This window comes from Bacillus sp. ISL-46, from assembly GCF_018613205.1.
Genome location: NZ_JAGGQR010000038.1, coordinates 80986 through 87623, shown reverse-complemented (window position 1 = coordinate 87623; position 6638 = coordinate 80986). Strand labels below are relative to the sequence as shown.

Sequence of the window (6638 nt, the reverse complement as noted above, 5' to 3'; positions counted from 1 at the left end):
GGCATCATACCCTTCCTATGTTACCGCTGGACCGATTATGTCTTCATATACGAAAAATACCACAGCATTATGTACTGTAGTAAGAAAATATCTTATTTTCAACTAAAGTCCAGCTCTTCATAAAATAGCGGGAAATGGACTTTAAATGATCTCTATATATAGCACCTTTTGTTTTTTATCCATCTGTTTGTCTAACCAGCCAACCAAATCTCCTAAAAACTTCTCTCTTCCCACTCCATCAAAGGGGCGATGCTTGACTAAAGAGTACTCATATAGCTGTTTATCCTTTGAAGCAACTTGTTGAAAAAATTGGCTCAGCTTTGCTGGTGGTGTAATTCTATCGTCAAGTCCGTATTGCAATAAAAACGGAAGACTAATCGAAGTTGCTTTATTTACAACGCGTGAAGTCGCTTGGATTAAGCTATGTCCCAAACCAGGTGTAACGATATTGTGACGTAAACGGTCGGAATAATATTTAGCACGCACGGCTGAATTTTTCCTCAGCAATCGAAAATTTCGAGATTTATTGATACTATAGTCTGGTTTAACCTTCCCCATTAAGCTAATCCCTAACTGCTCTATCGGTGTCACTTCGTAAGAGATGGCAGGTGAAATCGCAATAATGCCTGAGATACCTGCGCTATGATCTAAAGCATAGTCGAGGGTAATCAGGCCGCCAATGCTATGTCCCACAATATACAATGGCAATTCGGGCTGATCTAGAGATACGAGCTTTCGAAACTCGTGTAAATCCCCTCTAAATTCATCCCAAGACCGGATAAATCCCCTTTTACCAGTACTTTTTCCATGACCGCGCAAATCAAAGGCATAAACAATATATTCTTTTTTAACCAAACTTTCGCTAAGATTCTGGAGCCCTCCGCTATGGTCGCCATGACCGTGAACTAAAATAACTGCCGCTTTTGGAGCCGTTAATGGCTCGGTCACTTGAAAAAATAGTTCTGTTCCATCGACACCATTAAATGTCCCTTCTGTTGTCATTCCAAGTAATCCTCCTGTTGAAAACCTTATTAAATCAAGTCATTGTAGTTTAGAAAGCATTTTAAGTTCCTTTTATTATAAAACAATGCAAAAATAACCGCAAAAAAACTTGGCCTTTGGAAACCACAGCTATATACTCCGGCACCTTCAATATGTTTGTCCAAAAAATCGCTTACAAATCTTAATACTTTGAATATTTTAAAGTATATATACAAACCTAAGAAATTGTATTATTATTTCAATAATATAAAAATTAAAGAAATTTCGACAAAAATATAAGCAGCAATTTGATAGGAAAAAATGTCTATAAAAATTCGACAGCATGTACGGGAGGTGAGTAAGATGGAAATCCTTGAAAATAAGCGGTATTCAACAAAGGGTATATGTACGGTAGAGGGATGCGATGAACAAATAAAAGCACGACAGTTATGTAATAAGCATTATGTAAGAATGAGAAGGTCCGGAAAAATAGACACTATTAGGGTAGAAGCTTGCTCAATTGACCATTGTCTGGCTGTAGACTGTTCCAAACCTTATTTTGCAAATGGATACTGTGAACATCATAACTACATTTACAATAAATTAGGCTACCCACATATGCCAAAAGTAATAAAATTATGTGGAGTTAAAAATTGTTCAAATTACCACTTTCTTAGAGGGCTATGTGAAGGCCACTACAACGAGTGGATATCAAATCTAAAAAAATTACCAGCTCTTGCTGCGAATGAGAAAATGTAATTATTCTGTCTATATGATGTCCATGGAGACAAATACTATATTACACCATTGACTATACCTGCAAATAGACCTTCTTATGAAAGGTCTATTTGAGCATATTAGGATATTGTTGAATCATTTTCATGACTAACGGACTGGTTTGTTCCGGTAACTCGTGTAACGGGAAAAATCCAGCATCAATCGACTCTTTCCCATCAATTTTGATCGTATTCTTTTTAATATCTTTTGATACATAGGCAATCGTGACTGGATAGAATTCATCGCCATTTGGCAGCTTTCGAAAATACTGCTTACCTGAAAATATCTCTACTAACTGAAGTTGGCCAATTTCAACGCCGGTTTCTTCAAACACTTCTCTTCTTCCGGCCTCCTCGACAGACTCCCCTAATTCTAATAGCCCGCCTGGAAGTCCCCAAATGCCTTCAGGTCTTTTTTGTAAAAGAATTTTTCCTTTATCATCAATTACGCACACCATAGCACCTACTAAAATAAGTGGCCGGTTCCCGACTATTTTTCGTAAATCTTCAATATAGCCCATCATTAACCTCCATAAATTGCCTCATTATAATTATAATCTAGCGAATTGGTGCCCGACACTCATTTCGACACCCAATTAAAGGAAATTTTTAAAAATGCGTCTTTTCTTGGTATAATAGATTATGTTTTTCAGATAAACTTGAGGTGAAGATGAAATAAATAAATTAAAGTATGATAACGATTTGGATATGACTCTCCAAAAAGGTACGACCTATATATATACTTACGCCTATGCTGAGGATGAACGCTCTTTGTGTGCTTTGGAAATGCGCTCATTATTCGGTGAGGTGTCTCAATCTAATGTCTTGGAAAGTTTCGTAAAAATCGACCCAAGTCGAAGCCCGTTTATTAAAGAAAGAATCACGGTGTTATATGAGGTGGAAAGCCTTGAGGATCTTTTTATACAGGTAGAAACTTTACAACTAAGCGGAGCAACGTTTAAAGTCACCTATGTAAAAAATAGTGGTCAGGCAAAAAGTGAACAAGAAGGATTCGAAAACCGACGTGCCATTGAACGAGAGCTTGGCTTACACATCAATGGTCAAGCAGATCTTCGTCATCCTGATCGATTGTTTAGCGTCATGAATATAGACGGAAGTTGGGTCTTCGGTGAGTATGTAAAAAGTGAGTCGGTTTGGTTTCGGCATCAAAAGAAGCCAAACAGTTATTCCACAGCGCTCAACACACGTGTGGCTAGAGCAGTGGTAAATATCGCCATCCCCAATCCAAACGGAATTAAGGCCATCGATCCTTGCTGTGGAATTGGAACCGTCCTAGTTGAAGCTAGGTCGATGGGAATTGATATTGTCGGAAGTGATCGCAATCAGTTGATCCTTCCTGGGGCACGAGAAAACATGATACACTTTGGTCTTAGCGGAGAAATAATTTTAGCTGATATTCGCGAGATCACCAATCATTATGATGTAGCAATTATTGATTTGCCTTATAATTTGTGTTCGGTGATAACCCCGGAAGAACAGCTTGAGATGCTCCAAAGTGCACGTCGTATCGCAAACAGAGTGGTCGTGGTCACCGTTGAACCGATCGATGAAATCCTTATTAAAGCAGGTTTTTCGATTATTGATCGAGCGGTTGCTAAAAAAGGGTTATTTATACGAGAAGTGATTGTATGTAATTGATAGGGCTCTTTTAAGATATATCGGAATCTGTGTAAAAAAAGAATTATTACTGTAACGAAATGAGGGGAACTTATGAATAAAGAGTCCATCTATGGATTAACGATAGATCAATTGGCATCCTGGCTTACCGAGCACGGTGAGAAGAAGTCGAGAGCACAAAAAGTATGGGAATATCTTTATCGAAAGCGTGTCACAAATTTCTTGGAAATGACAGAAGTAAATCAAGCGTGTGTTCAATTACTGTCAGACAACTTCGTGATCCAAACCTTACAGGAGCATATTAAGCAAGAATCCGCCGATGGAACAATTAAGTTCTTGTTTAAACTTCAGGATGGCAACTTGATTGAAACGGTTTTAATGCGCCAGAAATATGGCCTTTCCGTTTGTGTGACAACGCAAGTAGGCTGTAACATCGGCTGCAGTTTTTGTGCGAGTGGTTTATTAGCAAAAAGCCGGGATTTATCGAGTGGGGAAATTGTCGAGCAAATTATGAACGTTCAATTGCATCTGGACAACAAAGGACAAGGTGAAACGGTCAGTCACGTAGTCGTGATGGGGATTGGTGAACCATTTGATAATTTTATAAACCTAATAGACTTTATCAGGGTGATTAAAGATGATAAAGGGCTTGCGATTGCGGCTAGACGGATCACCGTGTCAACCAGCGGTCTCGCGGACAAGCTTATTGAGTTCACGGATATGGGGCTGCAGGTAAATCTTGCTGTTTCCTTGCATGCGCCAAATAATGAGCTTCGTACACGTATTATGAAAATAAACCGTGCGATTCCGATTGAAAGATTAATGCAGGCGATGGAGTATTACGTAGAAAAGACAAACCGTCGGATTACCATTGAATATATTCTGTTGCGTGATGTAAATGATCATAAGCAAGAAGCCGAGCAACTGGCCGAACTTCTTCGCCCTCTCGGACAGCAAGTCTATGTAAACTTAATTCCATATAATCCGGTCGATGAACATAGTCAATATCAAAGAAGTGAACAGGAATCAGTCCTGGCATTTTATGATACGTTGAAAAAGGGCGGGATTAATTGTAAAATCCGCCAAGAACACGGAACAGATATTGATGCGGCGTGCGGCCAGTTACGAAGCAAACAAATCAAAAAAGCTGAAGTACAGTAATTTCATTAAAAGGTTATGTTAAACAAGGTGTTTGGTTTAACATAACCTTTTTAGTTTTATCCGCATTTTATGTCTGTGCCGATTTCGACATTCTTTTCTCCATTTCCCGGGAAAAATCCTTTTTAATTCAAGGGGTTTTCTTGTTATTAATCAAACGTTTGGTTAGGAAGGAATTATCGGGAAACCTGTCAAAGTGTGATTTATTACCGATAAAAGTCCTTTTATCGACTTGTTTTTTATTTTAATAGTGGAAAAACAACATACAAAAAAGGTATCTAAATGATATTTAGACACCTTCATTTTAGTTACTCAGTAAACTTTTTAAAAATCAATGTGGCATTATGACCGCCAAATCCTAATGAGTTGGATAGCACTACTTGAACATCCTTCTCCTTTGCCACATTGGGGACATAATCTAAATCAAGTTGTTCATCAGGTGTTTGATAGTTAATGGTTGGAGGAATGATTCCTTCCTTGATGGCTAATAGAGAAAAAATGGCCTCAATTGCTCCTGTAGCTCCCAACAAGTGGCCCGTCATCGATTTCGTGGAACTGACAGATAAAGTATAGGCATGTTCCTTGAAAACCTCTTTAATGGCTAACGTTTCATACAAATCATTATAATAAGTCGAGGTCCCATGTGCATTGATATAGTCGACTTGTTCAGGGGAAATCCCAGCATCATCTAATGCTAATTTCATTGCTCTCCCTGGTCCATCTCCGTCTGGTGCAGGTGTAGTAATATGATGGGCATCACCCGTAGCTCCATATCCTATCAATTCCCCATATATATTCGCACCACGCGCTAAAGCATGCTCTAATTCTTCTAGCACCACAATTCCTGCGCCTTCCCCGATGACAAATCCATCACGATTCTTATCAAAAGGCCGGCTTGCTGTGTTCGGATCTGGATTTTTTGAAAGGGCTGTCATATTAGAAAATCCGGCAACGGTCATCTCTGTAATCGTTGCTTCTGTTCCGCCAGCAATTATCATATCCACATTCCCCTTTTGAATAACGCGGAATGCATCACCGATTGAATTGGCGCCTGACGCACATGCTGTAACCGAACAATTGTTGATTCCTTTTGCTCCAAGTGCAATAGAAACTTGTCCAGCCGCCATGTCAGGGATAAACATGGGAATAATAAACGGGTTGACTCTTCTTTGACCTTTTTCAATAAATTTCCGATGTTGTTCCTCGAATTCAGCTAGCCCGCCAATTCCTGATCCAATCCAAACGCCCACTCGCTCAGGTTGAATATTCTCACCGATTCGGATTCCTGCATCATTGACAGCCATTTGACTTGCAGCAACTGCGAACTGGCTATAACGCCCCATTCTTCTCGCTTCTTTTTTATCCATAAATTCTTCTGGTGCAAAGCCCTTTACTTCCGCGGCGATTTTGATATCCACTTTTTCTACATCAAATATCGTTGCTGGTCCAATACCTGAGACACCACGTTTAATCTGTTCCCATGTTGAATGAGCATCATTCCCCAAAGGAGTGACTGCTCCAATACCTGTAATCACTACTCTTTTATTCATTTAATGCTCTCTCCCACCCATTATTCAAAGTAATTTACCGACGAATTATCATCCTTTATAGTTTAACTAATTTAGAGTGGTTGGACAAATTGATATCGAACTATCTTTAGATTTAAGTTTATTTTGTGTAAGCAAATGGATGTCACTTAAGCATATCAAAGTTTAACTACACATCACCTATTTGGGACAGGTGAATGTTGTTTTCAGTTTCATAAAGCCGTACATTAGGCGGGCATTTCTTCCTTTTTGCGTATGAGGATTAATTTTTGAGCTGAGGCATTCCATAAATTGCTTATCACAGTAACACGGGGAATTCCCTCGGCTCAGACAGCGGTCATGCTGGTAGCAGCAGCCATCTACATCATTAATTGGACTACCCGGCCCGCTGCATCCTGGCCCACACCATCGATAACCTGGAAAAATACAAAGAGGCAGCAGGCTCTTTTTTCTACGTTTCAATCATTTACACCTCCTAGAAGTTTATTACTATATTAATATGGAAAAATATAAAACCTGATTAGACATGTTTTCTAAA

6 protein-coding genes are annotated in these 6638 nt (G+C 39.2%); 3 read left to right on the top strand and 3 right to left on the bottom strand.

Annotation, left to right across the window (positions count from 1 at the left end; genetic code table 11):
- Window positions 1–141: 141 nt before the first annotated feature.
- The gene (locus J7E67_RS18240; RefSeq protein WP_214717524.1) at window positions 142–1002 is read right to left on the bottom strand and encodes an alpha/beta hydrolase; all 861 of its coding nucleotides are present in this window, start codon (window positions 1000–1002) and stop codon (window positions 142–144) included.
- Between the two features lie 342 nt (window positions 1003–1344).
- Here J7E67_RS18240 and J7E67_RS18235 point away from each other — a divergent pair, with 342 nt between their 5' ends.
- Window positions 1345–1740 carry a hypothetical protein gene (locus J7E67_RS18235; RefSeq protein ID WP_214717526.1) on the top strand — a complete coding sequence of 132 codons (396 nt, stop codon included), beginning with the start codon at window positions 1345–1347 and terminating at the stop codon, window positions 1738–1740.
- Window positions 1741–1825: 85 nt separating this feature from the next.
- On the opposite strand, the gene J7E67_RS18230 is transcribed toward J7E67_RS18235, so the two are convergent.
- Window positions 1826–2278: an NUDIX hydrolase gene (locus J7E67_RS18230; RefSeq protein WP_214717528.1), complete on the bottom strand. Its 453-nt coding sequence runs from the start codon at window positions 2276–2278 to the stop codon at window positions 1826–1828.
- Between the two features lie 187 nt (window positions 2279–2465).
- Here J7E67_RS18230 and J7E67_RS18225 point away from each other — a divergent pair, with 187 nt between their 5' ends.
- Window positions 2466–3416 (top strand): TRM11 family SAM-dependent methyltransferase, encoded by a 951-nt coding sequence (locus J7E67_RS18225; protein ID WP_214717530.1) that lies wholly within the window; start codon window positions 2466–2468, stop codon window positions 3414–3416.
- A 72-nt stretch (window positions 3417–3488) separates the two neighbouring features.
- Window positions 3489–4556 (top strand): dual-specificity RNA methyltransferase RlmN, encoded by a 1068-nt coding sequence (rlmN, locus tag J7E67_RS18220; protein ID WP_214717532.1) that lies wholly within the window; start codon window positions 3489–3491, stop codon window positions 4554–4556.
- A gap of 305 nt (window positions 4557–4861) precedes the next feature.
- Here the strand turns inward: rlmN and fabF are convergent, their stop codons facing one another.
- On the bottom strand, window positions 4862–6103 hold the full coding sequence (fabF, locus tag J7E67_RS18215) for a beta-ketoacyl-ACP synthase II (protein ID WP_214717534.1): 1242 nt from the start codon (window positions 6101–6103) through the stop codon (window positions 4862–4864).
- Window positions 6104–6638: the final 535 nt, after the last annotated feature.